Origin of the sequence: Klebsiella michiganensis (assembly GCF_015139575.1) — a bacterium.
GTDB classification, from domain to species: Bacteria; Pseudomonadota; Gammaproteobacteria; order Enterobacterales; family Enterobacteriaceae; genus Klebsiella; species Klebsiella michiganensis.
This window is the reverse complement of record NZ_AP022547.1, coordinates 4,547,963-4,562,539: the sequence shown is the minus strand read 5'-3', so window position 1 is coordinate 4,562,539 and position 14,577 is coordinate 4,547,963. Positions and strand designations below refer to the sequence as shown.

Annotated in this window: 14 protein-coding genes; 10 read left to right on the top strand and 4 right to left on the bottom strand. The window is 53.8% G+C overall.

Annotated elements, in window-relative coordinates; all coding sequences use genetic code 11:
* Positions 1-5: 5 nt before the first annotated feature.
* A complete protein-coding gene (locus JLG71_RS21430) occupies positions 6-1,115 on the bottom strand; it encodes an ABC transporter ATP-binding protein (protein WP_004848307.1) in 1,110 nt (369 codons plus the stop codon).
* A gap of 353 nt (positions 1,116-1,468) precedes the next feature.
* On the opposite strand from JLG71_RS21430, the gene JLG71_RS21425 reads away from it, so the two are divergent.
* From JLG71_RS21425 to JLG71_RS21400, 6 genes are all read left to right on the top strand, one after another.
* Entirely contained in the window at positions 1,469-2,701 is a 1,233-nt protein-coding gene (locus JLG71_RS21425; protein WP_049070858.1) for a maltodextrin ABC transporter substrate-binding protein, read from the top strand.
* 56 nt (positions 2,702-2,757) lie between these two features.
* Positions 2,758-4,065: a carbohydrate ABC transporter permease gene (locus JLG71_RS21420; protein ID WP_046876984.1), complete on the top strand. Its 1,308-nt coding sequence runs from the start codon at positions 2,758-2,760 to the stop codon at positions 4,063-4,065.
* 10 nt (positions 4,066-4,075) lie between these two features.
* On the top strand, positions 4,076-4,927 hold the full coding sequence (locus JLG71_RS21415) for a sugar ABC transporter permease (protein WP_014837601.1): 852 nt from the start codon (positions 4,076-4,078) through the stop codon (positions 4,925-4,927).
* Between the two features lie 4 nt (positions 4,928-4,931).
* Entirely contained in the window at positions 4,932-6,134 is a 1,203-nt protein-coding gene (locus JLG71_RS21410) for a glycoside hydrolase family 53 protein (protein WP_032694156.1), read from the top strand.
* A 31-nt stretch (positions 6,135-6,165) separates the two neighbouring features.
* A complete protein-coding gene (locus tag JLG71_RS21405; protein ID WP_048261447.1) occupies positions 6,166-8,223 on the top strand; it encodes a beta-galactosidase in 2,058 nt (685 codons plus the stop codon).
* Positions 8,224-8,288: 65 nt separating this feature from the next.
* Positions 8,289-8,603 (top strand): glucose PTS transporter subunit EIIB, encoded by a 315-nt coding sequence (locus JLG71_RS21400; protein WP_025107149.1) that lies wholly within the window; start codon positions 8,289-8,291, stop codon positions 8,601-8,603.
* A 123-nt stretch (positions 8,604-8,726) separates the two neighbouring features.
* Here JLG71_RS21400 and JLG71_RS21395 read toward each other — a convergent pair whose 3' ends face one another.
* Positions 8,727-9,998 (bottom strand): maltoporin, encoded by a 1,272-nt coding sequence (locus JLG71_RS21395; RefSeq protein WP_014228201.1) that lies wholly within the window; start codon positions 9,996-9,998, stop codon positions 8,727-8,729.
* 269 nt (positions 9,999-10,267) lie between these two features.
* Here JLG71_RS21395 and JLG71_RS21390 point away from each other — a divergent pair, with 269 nt between their 5' ends.
* From JLG71_RS21390 to ykgO, 3 genes are all read left to right on the top strand, one after another.
* Positions 10,268-11,341, top strand: a complete 1,074-nt coding sequence (locus tag JLG71_RS21390) for a LacI family DNA-binding transcriptional regulator (RefSeq protein WP_009653595.1) — start codon at positions 10,268-10,270, stop codon at positions 11,339-11,341.
* 119 nt (positions 11,342-11,460) lie between these two features.
* The gene (locus JLG71_RS21385) at positions 11,461-11,724 is read left to right on the top strand and encodes a type B 50S ribosomal protein L31 (protein ID WP_004848323.1); all 264 of its coding nucleotides are present in this window, start codon (positions 11,461-11,463) and stop codon (positions 11,722-11,724) included.
* Complete coding sequence (ykgO, locus tag JLG71_RS21380; RefSeq protein WP_003859006.1) at positions 11,724-11,864, top strand: type B 50S ribosomal protein L36; 141 nt, start codon at positions 11,724-11,726, stop codon at positions 11,862-11,864. The genes JLG71_RS21385 and ykgO overlap by 1 nt, the downstream gene beginning before the upstream one ends.
* Here ykgO and JLG71_RS21375 read toward each other — a convergent pair.
* On the bottom strand, positions 11,861-12,559 hold the full coding sequence (locus tag JLG71_RS21375; RefSeq protein WP_116280242.1) for a GNAT family N-acetyltransferase: 699 nt from the start codon (positions 12,557-12,559) through the stop codon (positions 11,861-11,863). The genes ykgO and JLG71_RS21375 overlap by 4 nt on opposite strands.
* 101 nt (positions 12,560-12,660) lie before the next feature.
* Between JLG71_RS21375 and pdxR the strand changes: the two genes are divergently transcribed.
* The gene (gene pdxR, locus JLG71_RS21370) at positions 12,661-14,115 is read left to right on the top strand and encodes a MocR-like pyridoxine biosynthesis transcription factor PdxR (protein ID WP_116280241.1); all 1,455 of its coding nucleotides are present in this window, start codon (positions 12,661-12,663) and stop codon (positions 14,113-14,115) included.
* Here the strand turns inward: pdxR and JLG71_RS21365 are convergent.
* A complete protein-coding gene (locus JLG71_RS21365) occupies positions 14,090-14,560 on the bottom strand; it encodes a YlaC family protein (RefSeq protein ID WP_014228205.1) in 471 nt (156 codons plus the stop codon). The two genes, pdxR and JLG71_RS21365, sit on opposite strands and share 26 nt — an antisense overlap.
* Positions 14,561-14,577: the final 17 nt, after the last annotated feature.

Genomic DNA, 14,577 nt, shown 5'->3' with positions numbered 1-14,577 from the left:
TGCGCTTAATGGGCGTCCGGCGCAGCGATGTCAGCGCTAATCCGCTGGTCGTTTTCGTCGAAGACCATGCAGTAGCGATCGTCAAACGCGACCCTTATCTTCTGCCATGGACGGAAATGAACGTCGCCGGGCAGCAGAATTTTGACGTTATCGTGGCCGTAGCACTGGCCGAACAGATAGGTGTTGTTACCCAGTCTCTCCACGACTTCACATTGAAACTCAACTACGGTACCGATATTCACATCAGTTGAGAGATGTTCAGGGCGAATACCGAGGGTAACGGCAGCGCCGGGCTGCAGCGGCGATGTGGTGATATTGAGCGTCAGATTATGATCTTGCGCCATTTTCACGCTAAGCTGGCCCGGCTGCCATGCGGTGACCGTCGCGGGCAGGAAGTTCATTTTCGGCGAACCGATAAATCCCGCAACGAACTTATTGACCGGGTTGTAATACAGCGACATCGGCGAACCCATCTGCTCAACTTTGCCGTAGTTCATCACCACGATTTTATCGGCCAGCGTCATCGCTTCAACCTGATCGTGGGTGACATAAACCATGGTGGTTTTGAGTTCATGATGCAGTTTAGCAATATGCAGGCGCATCTCAACGCGCAGCTCGGCATCCAGGTTGGAGAGGGGTTCATCAAACATAAACACCCGTGGATTACGCACGATGGCGCGACCGATCGCCACGCGCTGGCGCTGGCCGCCGGAAAGCTGCTTAGGTTTGCGATCCAGCAGATGAGAGAGCTGCAGCGTTTTCGCCACCATTTCAACCTGGCGGCGAATTTCATCTTTTGGCACTTTATTCACCTTCAGGCCATAGCCCATATTTTCCGCTACCGTCATATGCGGGTAGAGCGCATAGGACTGGAATACCATGGCGACGCCGCGATGGGCAGGAACGACATCATTCATCACCTCATCGCCAATAAGCACTTCACCTTCGCTGACCTCTTCGAGACCGGCAATCATTCGCAGTAGCGTCGATTTGCCGCAGCCTGACGGACCGACGAAAACCGCAAACTCGCCATCTTCAATATCAAGATTTACCTGATGCAGCGTCACTGTACTGCCGAACCGTTTGGTGACATTCCTCAGTCGTATATTGGACATCAACACTCCCCGGGTTAGTAGCCGTTTTTGCCGTTGGGATTTGGGCTGTGACGCATTATTTGTATAACGTGTAACAATTCAGCCGGGCGATGCTCAACGACACTAAAATCATGCAGTGACTATAACTTCCAGAGTTTTAGCGCCCTATATCGATGTTTCATTTCTGCAATCACGATCACACAACTGGCAGCTTTCAGTAGTTTTGTCAGCATTCAAAGCGTACCGTATAACAAATCAGGAATAACGGCATATTTGTTTATGAATCACCGTTTATCAGTTAACTGAAAGATTCTCGGAAGTCACATCGCCCAATAAAAACCATTAAATTGTTATACCTTCACATGAGGTTGATAATGAAAAAGAACACTCTTGCTGCACTGATCCTTACTACTCTGGCTGCCGGGCAGCTGGTTAGCCTGCAGGCGCACGCGGCCGGACAGCTCAACGTCTGGGAAGACATCAAAAAATCCGACGGCATTAAGGCCGCGGTAAGCGATTTTGAAAAGCAGTTCAACGTTAAGGTGAACGTGCAGGAAATGCCGTACGCCCAGCAGCTGGAAAAGCTACGCCTTGATGGCCCGGCGGGCATTGGCCCGGACGTGCTGGTGATCCCTAATGACCAGCTAGGCGGTGCGGTCGTCCAGGGACTGCTGTCTCCCCTGACGCTGGACCAGGCGAAGCAGGAGGCCTTTACGCCGGCATCAATCAACGCGTTCCATATGGATAACGTGCTTTACGGCGTACCGAAAGCGGTGGAAACCCTGGTGTTGATTTACAACAAAGACCTGATCGATAAGCCGCTGGATAGCCTGCAGGACTGGTTCGACTATTCGAAGAAGCAGCGCGAAGAGGGTAAGTACGGCCTGCTGGCGAAGTTTGACCAGATCTATTACAGCTGGGGCGCTATTGGCCCAATGGGCGGCTATATCTTTGGCAAAAACGACAAAGGCGGCTTCAACCCGCAGGATGTCGGCCTGAATAAGCCAGGCGCGGTGGAAGCGGTGACTTTCCTGAAAAAATTCTACACCGACAAGGTATTCCCGGCGGGGATCCTCGGCGATAACGGGCTGAACGCCATCGACTCGCTGTTCACCGAGAAGAAAGCGGCTGCGGTGATTAACGGCCCGTGGGCCTTCCAGCCGTATGAAGCGGCAGGCATTCATTATGGCGTCGCGCCTTTGCCGACGCTGCCGGATGGCAAACCGATGAGCTCCTTCCTCGGCGTGAAGGGCTATGTCGTCTCGACGTGGAGTAAAGATAAAGCGCTGGCGCAGCAGTTTATCGAGTTCATCAACCAGCCGCAGTACGTGAAAGCGCGTTATGTCGCCACCGGAGAAATCCCGCCGCTGAAGGCCATGATTGACGATCCGCTGATTAAGAATGACGAAAAGGCCAGCGCGGTGGCGGTGCAGTCAGCGCGGGCGACGGCGATGCCCGGGATCCCGGAAATGGGTGAGGTATGGGGCCCGGCGAACGCCGCGCTCGAGCTTAGCCTGACCGGTAAACAGGAGCCGAAAGCGGCGCTCGATAACGCTGAAAAGCAGATCAAGATGCAGATCGAAGCCATGCAGGCCAGCAATCAATAATTCGGTGATGTAACAGAACGGGAGGGCCGACCTCCCGTTTTCAGAAGGAGTCGTGTGTGATTATCAATCCCAGCGAAAATATTGCCGAAGCGCGCGGCGCAGGACGCCATGCGTGGTGCGGCCTGTTGCTGGCTATCGTGCCGGGTTTTGGGCAGTTTTATCACCGCCAGTGGCTGAAGGGGATTGTCTTCCTGGTGCTGCTGAGCAGTTTTATGAGCATTTTCTATGACTTTCTCAGCGAAGGCCTGTGGGGGTTATATACCTTAGGCGAGGAAGTCCCGCGGGATAACTCTATTTTCCTGCTGGCGGAAGGGATAATCAGCGTACTGATTACCGCATTCGGTTTGTTGGTCTATTTCCTCTCGCTGCGCGATGCCTGGGTTAACGGCAAAAAGCGCGATGAAGGCATGGCGCTGAATAGCGTACGCAAGCAGTATCAGATGCTGCTCAGCGAGGGTTTCCCGTATCTGATGATCACGCCCGGCTTCATACTGCTGGTGTTTGTGGTCATCTTCCCGATCCTGTTTGGTTTTGCTATCGCCTTTACTAACTACAACCTTTATCACACGCCGCCGGCGAAGCTGGTGGATTGGGTGGGATTCAAAAACTTCATCAATATCTTCACATTATCCATCTGGCGCTCGACCTTCTTTGACGTACTGCAGTGGACGGTGGTGTGGACGCTGCTGGCGACGACCCTGCAATGTACCGTCGGCGTGCTGCTGGCGATTCTGGTCAACCAGAAAGATCTGCGCTTTAAGCCGATGATCCGCACAATTTTCATTCTGCCGTGGGCGGTGCCGGGCTTCGTGACGATTCTGGTTTTTGCCGGCATGTTCAATGATTCATTCGGGGTGATTAACAACGCCATTTTGTCCTTCTTTGGCATCACGCCGAAGGCCTGGCTGACCGACCCGTTCTGGACTAAAACGGCGCTGATCATGATGCAAACCTGGCTGGGCTTTCCGTTTGTTTTCGCCATGACCACCGGCGTCCTGCAGGCGATCCCGGACGATCTGTATGAAGCGGCCACCATGGATGGCGCCAGCGCGTTTACCCGCCTGCGGACCATTACTCTGCCGCTGGTGCTCTACTCCATTGCGCCGATCATCATCACTCAGTACACCTTCAATTTTAACAACTTCAATATCATCTACCTGTTCAATAACGGCGGACCGGCGGTAGCCGGGTCGAATGCCGGCGGTACGGATATTCTGGTGTCGTGGATCTACAAATTAACGATGTCGTCTTCGCAATACGCCATCGCGGCCACCATCACGATTCTGCTGTCGATTTTTGTCGTCGGCCTGGCGTTGTGGCAGTTCCGCGCCACGAAATCCTTCAAAAACGACGACATGGCGTAAGGGAAGCAACATGGCTAAATCACCGAGTATTAAACGCGAAAAGTGGATTCGCCTGTCTCTCACCTGGCTGGTGGTCCTCTTCGTATCGACGATCATTATATATCCGCTGGTCTGGACGGTAGGGGCGTCTCTGAACGCCGGGAACAGTCTGCTGAGTACGTCGATTATTCCTGAAAACCTGTCGTTCCAGCATTACGCGGATCTGTTTAACGGCAATGTGAATTATCTCACCTGGTACTGGAACTCGATGAAAATCAGCTTCATGACCATGGTGTTGACCTTAATCAGCGTGAGCTTCACGGCCTATGCGTTCTCCCGGTTTCGTTTCAAAGGGCGGCAGAACGGGCTGATGCTGTTTCTGCTGCTGCAGATGATCCCGCAGTTCTCAGCGCTGATTGCGATCTTTGTTCTCTCTCAGCTGCTGGGGTTGATCAACAGCCATCTGGCGCTGGTGCTGATCTACGTTGGCGGCATGATCCCGATGAATACCTGGCTCATGAAGGGGTATCTGGACGCGATCCCCAAAGATCTGGATGAATCCGCGCGGATGGATGGCGCCAGCAGCTTCCGCATCTTTATCGAAATCATTATGCCGCTGTCGAAGCCGATTCTGGCGGTGGTGGCGCTGTTTTCATTTACCGGCCCGCTGGGGGATTTCATCCTCTCCAGCACCATTTTGCGTACCCCGGATAAATACACGCTGCCGATTGGCCTGTATAACCTGGTGGCGCAGAAAATGGGCGCCAGCTATACCACCTACGCGGCGGGCGCGGTGCTGATTGCCGTCCCGGTGGCAATTCTCTATCTGGCGCTACAAAAATACTTTGTTTCCGGCCTCACCTCAGGCAGTACAAAAGGATAACCCCATGAAAAGATTAACACCCGCGTGGCTTGCTGTTTCTCTGGCATGCTGTTTTTCCGCCGGTACGCTGGCGGCAGATGCGCTGCAAACGAAGGCGTTTAGCAATATGCCCGCTGATTTTATTAAAGGCGCGGATATCTCTACGCTGCTGGATGCGGAAAAGCACGGCGCGAAGTTCTTTAACCACAACAATCAGCCGCAGGATCCGATCGCGATTCTGAAGGCCGACGGCGTGAACTATGTTCGCCTGCGCCTGTGGGTGGATCCAAAAGACGCCCAGGGTCAGCGCTACGGCGGCGGCGATAACGATCTGGCGGCGACGCTGGCGCTGGCGAAGCGCGCAAAAGCGCAGGGTATGAAGCTGCTGCTTGATTTTCACTACAGCGATTTCTGGACCGATCCGGGCAAGCAGTTCAAGCCGAAGGCCTGGGAGAAAATGGATTATCCGCAGCTGAAAACCACGATCCACGACTACACCCGCGACACGATTGCCCGCTTTAAGCAGGAGGGGGTGCTGCCGGATATGGTCCAGATCGGCAACGAGATCAACGGCGGTATGCTGTGGCCGGAGGGCAAAAGCTGGGGGCAGGGCGGCGGCGAGTTCGATCGCCTGGCGGGGCTGCTTAACGCCGCCATTGACGGCCTGAAGGAAAACCTCACCGGCGGCGAGCAGATTAAAATTATGCTTCATCTGGCCGAAGGCACGAAAAACGACACCTTCCGCTGGTGGTTTGATGAAATCAGCAAGCGCAACGTGCCTTACGACATCATTGGTCTGTCGATGTACACCTACTGGAATGGTCCGATTAGCGCGCTGAAAGCCAATATGGACGATATCAGCAAGCGCTATAACAAAGACGTGATAGTGGTGGAAGCCGCTTACGCCTATACCCTGGAAAACTGCGACAACGCCGAAAATAGTTTCCAGGCGAAAGAGGAAAAGGATGGCGGTTATCCTGCCACCGTACAGGGGCAATATAATTATATTCACGACTTAATGCAGGCCGTTGCGGACGTACCGGACCACCGCGGTAAAGGTATTTTTTATTGGGAGCCGACGTGGATTGCCGTACCGGGAAATACCTGGGCGACGCCTGCCGGAATGAAATATATCCATGATGAATGGAAAGAGGGGAATGCCCGGGAAAATCAGGCGCTGTTTGATTGCCAGGGAAAAGCATTACCGTCGATGAAGGTATTCAATTAATTATTCAGCTTTACACTTCAGGATGTTTATTATGAAAAAATTTGCGCCTTTGAGTCCGAAGGTCAATGCGCTATTGCATGGCGCCGACTATAACCCGGAGCAGTGGGAGAACTATCCCGATATTATCGATAAAGATATTGCCATGATGCAGCAGGCAAAATGTAATGTCATGTCGGTAGGGATATTTAGCTGGGCGAAACTTGAACCTCAGGAAGGCGTATTTGAGTTTGGCTGGTTGGACAGTATTCTGGATAAACTCTATGCCGCCGGCATTCATGTCTTTCTCGCGACCCCAAGCGGCGCGCGCCCGGCCTGGATGTCGCAGAAATATCCTCAGGTCCTGCGCGTCGGTCGCGATCGGGTGCCTGCGCTACACGGTGGACGTCATAATCACTGTATGTCGTCGCCGGTCTACCGTGATAAAACCCTGAAAATAAATTCCCTGCTGGCGGAGCGCTACTCGCAGCATCCGGCGGTGCTGGGCTGGCATATCTCCAATGAATACGGAGGAGAGTGCCACTGTAGCCTGTGCCAGGAGCGTTTCCGCGACTGGCTGAAAGCGCGCTATGAAACGCTGGATAACCTCAATCACGCCTGGTGGAGCACCTTCTGGAGCCACACCTACAGCGACTGGTCGCAGATCGAATCTCCGGCCCCGCAGGGGGAAGTCTCCATTCATGGTCTGAACCTGGACTGGCATCGCTTTAATACCGCTCAGGTGACGGACTTCTGCCGCCACGAAATTGCGCCGCTGAAAGCGGCAAATGCTGCGCTGCCGGTAACAACCAACTTTATGGAGTATTTCTACGATTACGACTACTGGCAGCTGGCGCAGGTGCTGGACTTTATCTCATGGGACAGCTACCCCATGTGGCACCGTGATAAAGATGAAACCACGCTGGCCTGCTACACCGCTATGTATCATGACATGATGCGCAGCCTGAAGGGCGGCAAACCGTTTGTGTTAATGGAATCCACCCCGAGCGCGACCAACTGGCAGCTGACCAGTAAGCTGAAGAAACCGGGAATGCATATTCTCTCTTCTCTGCAGGCGGTGGCGCACGGCGCGGATTCGGTGCAGTACTTCCAGTGGCGTAAGAGCCGCGGTTCGGTTGAGAAGTTTCATGGCGCGATTATCGATCATGTCGGTCATCTGGATACGCGCGTGGGTCGTGAAGTGACGGCGCTCGGCGAGATGTTAAGCCAGCTGCCGGGCGTCGTGGGCTGCCGGACGGATGCGAAAGTGGCGATTATCTTCGACCAGCAAAACCGCTGGGCGCTGGATGATGCACAGGGGCCGCGAAATCTCGGCATGGAGTATGAAAATACCGTCAACGAACATTACCGTCCGTTCTGGGAGCAGGGGATTGCGGTTGATGTTATCGATGCTGACGTTGACCTGAGCGCTTATCAACTGGTCATTGCGCCAATGCTGTATATGGTTCGTGAGGGATTTGCCGAACGCGCCGAAGCGTTTGTGGCTAACGGTGGTCATTTAGTTACAACATACTGGACGGGTATTGTTAACGAATCCGACCTTTGCCATCTCGGCGGTTTCCCGGGCCCGCTGCGTAAACTGCTGGGCATTTGGGCGGAAGAGATTGACTGCCTGAACGACGGCGAACGCAACCTGGTACAGGGGCTGGCGGGCAATGAAGGGGGCCTGCAGGGACCGTATCAGGTACGCCATCTGTGTGAACTGATCCATGCCGAAACGGCGCAGCCGCTGGCGACCTACCGCGATGATTTTTACGCGGGAAGACCGGCGGTTACCGTCAATCACGTGGGTAAAGGTAAGGCCTGGCACGTCGCTTCGCGCAACGATCTGGCTTTCCAGCGGGACTTCTTCACCGCCATAAGTAAAGAGCTGTCGCTGCCGCGTGCGGTGGCAGCCGATTTCCCGCCGGGCGTGGTGGCGACCGCACGGACGGACGGTGAGACCACCTACGTGTTCCTGCAAAACTACAGCGCGCAGCAGCAGCAGGTGACCTTACCGCAGGGCTATCAGGACAGCCTCACCGGCGCGGCACTGAACGCGCCGTTGACCTTAAAAGCGTGGGATTGCCGCATTCTCAGCCGTCACGCGTAATTTTTCTCTATCCACGCCTGCTCGCAAGAGCAGGCGTTTTTTTATCTGCTTATCAGGAGTCTATTATGGTGAGTTTAAAATCCTTTCTGAATTATTTCTCCCAGTCTCGTCCGGCGGTAACGTTAAGCCCGGCGGAACAACAACAGATTGAACGTTTAATTCAGGCTTTTGGCGGCGAGGCGAATATTGTCAACGTTGACGCCTGTATCACCCGCTTACGCGTCACGGTGAATAATCTGTCGATTGTTGACTCTCAGGCGCTACAGCAGCAGGGAGCGCTTGGCGTTATTATTCTTGGGCAGCAGGTGCATGCTATTTTCGGTAAACAGTCGGATGCTTTGCGTCAATTACTTGACGAACACTTTGCCAGCCGTAAATAAAATAAAACGGGATAACGCAATAATGAGTTATCCCGAAAAGAAAACAAAGCATTCAATGGCAATAATGATTACCGGAGGGTAATTAACGACCTTACAGCTGGAGATAAAACAGTTAAATGACGACTACCACCAGGCCTCGACCTGTACACCAAAGTTCCACGTATTATTGGCAGTTTGATCTTCGAACGGTTTACCGTTTTCAGAGTCATTCAGATACGAAGCGAAAATGCGCAGTTCCGGGCGAGACATAAAGTCAGGGCCATCGGCCAGGCCCAGCGCGATGGTATATTTCTCACCGGCCTGCTTATAATCAGTATTGTTCTTGTAGCTATCTTTTTGGTAAAAGCCACCCACTTCGCCAATCAGGCGCACGTATTCGGTGAACTGATACTGCCCGCGAGCCACCAGCGACAGCATGCGCGTTTTATCCGTGTAATCGGTGATGTTGTCCGCGGAGCCCCAGGTGAGAACGTGGTTAATGGAGAACTTTTCGGTAATCGGAATTAAACCGGTATTAATCACGCGGTATCCGGTGGCGTCATTGACGTAGTTCCACATGTCGTACCAGCCGCCGCCCTGGGAAACCATGTTCTGCGCCAGCCCTTTGTTTGCGTACTGCAGCACCGTTTTGTTGTAACCACCCAGCATATCCTGGCTGATTTCACCGGTTAGCATGACGCCGTTTTCAGCATCGTATAGACCACCGTAGGAGTCCTGCTTTTTAGTGGTATTCGGCATCGCGTAGTCGATACCAAATTCGGTCCACGAACCGGCCCACGGCTTCCAGCCTGCGTAGCGCAGGTCGAGGTAGTTAATGTTGACGTTGCTATCGCCATCGACGCGGTAGTCGACGTCATTGGCATCTCCGCGGATCCAGGCAAATGAAACGGCCCCCGGGCCGAGCGTATAGTTTTCGATCCCGGCACCGGATCCGGAAATGTTCCAGTATTTGGTATCAATGATGTGGAGATCGTGGCGCTGGTAGTAGCGTTTACCGCCCCAAATGACCGCGTTCGGATCGCCGGGGACCAGCCCTTTGATTTGCAGGTTGAGCTGGCGCAGGCCGAATTGGGCATCATCATCGAGCGTGGTTTCGTTATCGTTAGAACCGTCAGAGACCATGCTGACCATGCTATCAAGATAGAAGCTAACGTCATTCTTCTTATAGACCTCTGATCCCAGCTCCAGCTCGCCGTAGGTATCGGACTCATTACCCAGACGGCCAATTTTGTTTTTTTGCCATTCGGCCTGACTACCGTCGCCGGAGACCCCAACCCCGGCGCGCATATAGCCATGAAAATCGATACCCGGAAGCGTGGCGGAAGCAGCAAACACGGATGGTGAAATCAGCGCAGCGGCCAACGCAGCGGAGAGTGTGCGCAGCGTAGTGTTCATGTCTATCCTCTTATTGTTTTGTATTACGTTCACATAACCGATGTCATAAAATGCCTAAACCCGAATTCAGGCAATTGAATGATCGCTATAGTGTGATTAACTGCAAATAAATTGGCGGGTTTTGTTACGACTAGTGAGTCCATTCACAATTTGTTGTATTGTGAGCGTAATACTTTTTGTGATGATTGTGGTTCGGGGGACGCGGCGATGAGCGTTTTTTCACATTGCCCCTGTTACAATCCAGGGATAACAACATAAGGAACCGGACTATGAAGTCTAAAAGCGCGACCTTAGAAGACGTTGCTCGCCATGCGGGCGTCTCCTATCAGACCGTGTCCAGGGTACTCAATAAATCTGCTAATGTATCCAAAGCCACACGCAGCAAGGTGGAGAAATCCATCGAGGAGCTGCGCTATGTCCCAAACCGCCTGGCGCAGCAGCTAGTAGGAAAGCAAAGCCGCACCGTGGGCCTGGTCACCATCTCCCTCGCATTGCACGCGCCTTCTCAGGTGGCTGCTGCGGTAAAACGCTATGCGAATGTAGAAGGCTATCAGGTGCTCATCTCTATGATTGATGAGAGCGTCAACCAAAGTATTCAAGATTCCATTAATGAACTTAAGTCTCAGCTGGTAGATAAGGTCATCATCAACGTGCCGCTGGAGACTGAACTGGCTCAAAAAATTGCCGCTGATAACGATGATATCGTCTGTCTTTTTTTAGATGTTGACCCCTACAGCTCCGTGTTTAACGTTTCGTTTAACCCGGCTGACGGCACCCGGGCCAGCGTCAAATATCTCTATGAAATGGGGCATCGGGAGATCGCGCTGCTAGCCGGCCCGGAAAGCTCGGTATCGGCCAAACTGCGTCTTAAAAGCTGGATTGAGACCCTTGAGGGATATGGCCTGCAGCCGGTCACGGTGATTCGCGGTAACTGGGATGCGCAGAGCGGCTATGCCGGCGCGCTGCAAATGCTGCGGGAGACGCCAAACTTTACCGCCGTTCTGGTGGGTAACGATCAGATGGCGCTGGGCGTACTGAGCGCGTTTCACCAACATCAGGTGCCGATTCCGGGGGAAAAATCGGTTATTGGTTATGATGACACCTATGAGAGTTCGTTCTTTTACCCGGCGCTCACCACCGTTTCGCTGGATCTTGATTTACAAGGAAAAGAGGCCGTCCGGCGCCTTCTCGATAGCGGCGATCGCGAGACATCTCATACTTCTTCTATCCTTCCGGCTCGTCTGGTCGTGCGCCACTCTACCGGGCCAAAAACGGAGCCGGGTAAAAACCTGCAGTCTATTGCCGAACAGCTCAGAGCGCTGGCGCATCAGCTTAATCCTTAATCCTTAATCCGCAACGGGCGGCCTGCGCCGCCCTTTAGCCCCTTCCATTCTCAGGGTTGATCTTTGTATTCACCGGGCGTACCATGATGTTATGTTATAACGTAATGATTGAGGTCGCTATGAAACCCAATATTCATCCGCATTATCGTACGGTGGTTTTTCACGATACCAGCGCCAATGAATACTTCAAAGTCGGATCAACGATCCGTACCGAGCGCGAAATTGAGCTGGAAGGCGAGACGTATCCCTACGTAACGCTCGATGTCTCCTCCAAATCGCATCCGTATTACACCGGCAAACAGAAGGCCTTCAACAATGAAGGCAGCACCGCACGTTTCCGCCAGCGCTTCGGCGGTTTTATTGATGCGAAAAGGAGTAAATAATGCAGGTACTCAACTCATTGCGTAGCGCGAAACAGCGCCACCCGGATTGCCAGATCGTCAAGCGTAAAGGGCGGCTGTACGTTATCTGCAAAAGTAATCCTCGCTTTAAGGCCGTCCAGGGGCGCAAGAAGAGACGTTAACGGAAGCTCTCCAGCGTTCGTAACTGCCGGCCGTCGGCGCTAAAGTTGTCGGCGGCCAGCCACTGCTGCATTGCCTTGTCAATCTGCGGCCACTCGGAATCGATAATCGAAAACCAGTCGGTATCGCGGTTGTGGCCCTTTATCACCAGCGCCTGACGAAAACGCCCCTCATACTGAAATCCCAGCCGCAGCGCCGCCCGGCGTGAAGGCTCGTTCAAACTGTTGCATTTCCACTCGTAGCGACGATAGCCGAGCGTTGCAAAAATATAATGCATCAGCAGCCATTGGGCCTCGGTGGCCATCGCCGTCCGGCTTAGTAAAGGCGAGAAGTGAACGTGGCCGACTTCAACAACGCCATTTTTAGCATCGATTCTCATCAGCGCCAGTGAGCCGACGGGCTGGTCTGTCCGTTGATCTATCACGGCAAAGTGAATGGCATCGGCCTGCCCGGAAACGTGCTCTATCCACGCGCGGTATTCCTCTACGCTGTTATCCGGCTCACGCAGCAGCCACGTCCAGCTTCGGGTGTCCGGGGCCAGCCGATGGGCGTCAAACAGCGCACCGGCGTGCGTGGAGCGCAATGGCTCAAGGCGGCAAAGGCGGCCCTGCAGATTCAACCTTTCAGGATGCGGACGGGGCAGCCAGTCGGGCAGGGCTGCGCCAACGGGTTGATCGAATTGATTAAGATGGCTCATGAGGTTTTCCTTTGGCAGGTGAATGCTGCGAGATTAGGCGCTTGTTGGTTCCATAAAAAGAGCCACAGGAGTATGTTTTTAGGGTGCCACGAGGAGCGATGATGAATATTCCGGATGATGCTTTTTTTGCTTTACTGGAGCAGGCCCTGCGCGGCAGGGGAGGTGGAACCCTGCAGCGTACGCTCTATCAGACACTACGCGAGGCGATTTTGCAGGGGGCGCTGGCAGGTGATAGCCGTTTACCCGGCTCGCGCACCATGGCCCAGCGTCTGGGACTGTCGCGCAACACCGTCAACGGCGCGCTGGAGCAACTGGCGATAGAGGGGTATTTATTACGTAGCCGCCAGGGGACGTCCGTCGCGCCTTTAGGAACTCAGGGAGAGGGGGACGTTGAGGCGCGCCATATTGTGCTCCCTGAATACTTACAGGGATTACCAGCGGCAATCCATCGTGATTCACCCACGCTGCTCTTTACGCCGGGAATGCCTGCGGTTAACTACTTTCCGCTTTCCATCTGGCGCCGGCTCCTGGATCGCGTACTGCGTGAAGAGGGAAGCGCATTATTGGGCTACGGCGATGCGCAGGGAGAGCTCGTACTGCGAAAAGCCATTGCCCGCCACCTTGCGCTCTCGCGGGGGATCCGCTGTGAAGCCAGCCAGATTGTGATTACGGAAGGTGCGCTGGAAGGCGTCGATTTATGCACGCATTTGCTGAGCGTCGCTGGCGATACGGCATGGGTAGAAGAACCCGGCTATCCGGGAGCAAAAAGCATCTTTCTCAAATCCGGACTTCATATAGAGGGCGTGCCGGTTGATCATGAAGGGATGCGTTTTGATAGTCATAATGATAGTGAAGCGCCGCGATTGATCTTTACTTCACCTTCCCATCAATATCCCTGCGGAGCAGTGATGAGCGCCGGGAGGCGACTGGCGCTACTGGAGTATACCCGCCGGCATGATTCATGGATTATTGAAGATGATTACGACAGTGAGTTTCGCTACAGCGGTGAGCCCATTCCGGCCATGCTGGGGATGGCCAGGCAGGCGCCGGTGGTTTATCTGGGGACATTCAGCAAAACGCTATTTCCGTCGCTGCGCATTGGCTTTATGGTGATGCCTCCCGCGCTGGCGGAGGCCGCACGTGGCGCCATTGGTTCGCTATTACGCGGCGGCCATCGGGCCGAACAGAGGGCGCTGGCGTTGTTCATTGAAGAGGGGCACTACGCACGTCATTTAGCCGCCATGCGCCGTTTATACCGTAAACGTCAGCAGCAGCTGCGGGAGATTCTGGCTCAAGAGCTCAGGCATCCTTATGAACTGTTTGGCGGCGAGGGGGGCCTGCACCTGACCGTTGCTATCGACAACGTGGATGACCTGGCGATTGTGCAGCAGGCCCGGCGGTTTCAGCTGGCACCCGGGGCGTTAAGCCGTTTTTACCTGGATGTAAACACGGCGCGAAGCGGCTTTGTTCTGGGCTACGGTAATACGTCCGCCTCGCATTTTATGGCTGCGGTACGGACGCTGAGCCGTCTTATTGCGCTGGACCGACGCGGGTAAGAGAAAACACATCGTAAAAGGAGAGTTCGCCTTTGGTGGCGATCATTTTTTGTAGCTGAGCCTTTTGTTCGCCGCCGACGCGTGGCGATTGCAGGATGCGTTCAAGCAGCTGCTCAGGGACAAATCGGGTGTTGTACCACTCACCGTTGTAGCACACGCGGAAATCAAGAACGTCAATATCTTCATAACGATAGCGCGGGTAGACGTCGAAGAAAAAGAAACCGTTTAGCAGAACAAATAACACAATTAACAGCCAGACAGAATCTACCAGCGTTTCGGAACGTAGCATCACAATAAGCGTGGCCAGGAAAGCCGCGTACATGGCGACAAAAAGCCATGGATGGTTGCGAATAAAGCTAATGCTAAAGCGCGGACGGTTGTCGCGCTTCTCTTTCACATTTAGCTCATCAATTGTGCTCTTCAGCAGCAGCTGTATTTCTGTCATCTTATTCCCCAAATTCT

Bases quoted from the DNA above. Each gene is read 5' to 3' on its own strand.
- JLG71_RS21430 (WP_004848307.1), bottom strand. From the start codon at position 1,115: ATGTCCAATATACGACTGAGGAATGTCACCAAACGGTTCGGCAGTACA.
- JLG71_RS21425 (WP_049070858.1), top strand. From the start codon at position 1,469: ATGAAAAAGAACACTCTTGCTGCACTGATCCTTACTACTCTGGCTGCC.
- JLG71_RS21415 (WP_014837601.1), top strand. From the start codon at position 4,076: ATGGCTAAATCACCGAGTATTAAACGCGAAAAGTGGATTCGCCTGTCT.
- JLG71_RS21410 (WP_032694156.1), top strand. From the start codon at position 4,932: ATGAAAAGATTAACACCCGCGTGGCTTGCTGTTTCTCTGGCATGCTGT.
- JLG71_RS21405 (WP_048261447.1), top strand. From the start codon at position 6,166: ATGAAAAAATTTGCGCCTTTGAGTCCGAAGGTCAATGCGCTATTGCAT.
- JLG71_RS21400 (WP_025107149.1), top strand. From the start codon at position 8,289: ATGGTGAGTTTAAAATCCTTTCTGAATTATTTCTCCCAGTCTCGTCCG.
- JLG71_RS21395 (WP_014228201.1), bottom strand. From the start codon at position 9,998: ATGAACACTACGCTGCGCACACTCTCCGCTGCGTTGGCCGCTGCGCTG.
- JLG71_RS21390 (WP_009653595.1), top strand. From the start codon at position 10,268: ATGAAGTCTAAAAGCGCGACCTTAGAAGACGTTGCTCGCCATGCGGGC.
- JLG71_RS21385 (WP_004848323.1), top strand. From the start codon at position 11,461: ATGAAACCCAATATTCATCCGCATTATCGTACGGTGGTTTTTCACGAT.
- ykgO (WP_003859006.1), top strand. From the start codon at position 11,724: ATGCAGGTACTCAACTCATTGCGTAGCGCGAAACAGCGCCACCCGGAT.
- JLG71_RS21375 (WP_116280242.1), bottom strand. From the start codon at position 12,559: ATGAGCCATCTTAATCAATTCGATCAACCCGTTGGCGCAGCCCTGCCC.
- pdxR (WP_116280241.1), top strand. From the start codon at position 12,661: ATGAATATTCCGGATGATGCTTTTTTTGCTTTACTGGAGCAGGCCCTG.
- JLG71_RS21365 (WP_014228205.1), bottom strand. From the start codon at position 14,560: ATGACAGAAATACAGCTGCTGCTGAAGAGCACAATTGATGAGCTAAAT.